A 745-nucleotide genomic window follows, 5' to 3' on the forward strand; every position below is an offset into this window, starting at 1 on the left:
GAGTGATTGAGTTGGGTGCGACTTACTTGTGGTATGCGTTTCCGGTGCTGTTGCTTACGCATATCGTCATCGTGCTCGAAGCCAGCATGCGCTCCTCGGGAGACACCGTCACTCCGCTATTAATGGGTGCAATGACCATCGTCCTTAATATTGGTTTGAATTTCTGGTTAATCAAAGGCGGCTTTGGCATCCCAGCAATGGGGGTCGCTGGTGCGGCATTCGCTACGACCATTTCTCGTTTGTTCCAAGTACTCGCCATGATTGCCTACATGCGTTGGCAGAAGCACTGGTTGCTGGAAGTAAAAGAAGGCTCTGAACGCCCTTCGCTGTGGCTGTCTTATCGTCGTCTTGCGCTGCCAATGACGCTAGGTGCATTACTTTGGGCAATCGGCACCATGGTTTATCAGATGATTTTTGGCCACATGGGGACAACCGAATTGGCAGTATTTAGTATGCTCGGCCCATTTGAATCACTCTGTTACTCGATTTTCTTTGGGATCTCTGTGGCGTGCTCTGTGATGATTGGTCAATCCTTGGGGCGCGATGCCTTTGAGCAAGCTGAGCACATGGCAAAATTCTTTATCAAAGCAGTCTTTGTGTTTGGTATTTCCATCGGCGCACTGTTGCTTCTTAATCGTGAGTTGATCATTGCAGCATTGAATTTGGACAACCCTGAGCTTTACCCACTCGCAGCCCCTGCGGTGATGATTTTGTGCTGCGCGATTTGGTTGCGTATGTTGAACAT

Annotated in this window: 1 protein-coding gene; it reads left to right on the top strand. The window is 49.3% G+C overall.

Annotated elements, in window-relative coordinates:
• On the top strand, window positions 1-745 hold a 745-nt coding region (locus R7Q11_RS25995; protein WP_225466979.1), incomplete at both ends, for an MATE family efflux transporter.

It is taken from the genome of Vibrio sp. 970 (assembly GCF_033339075.1).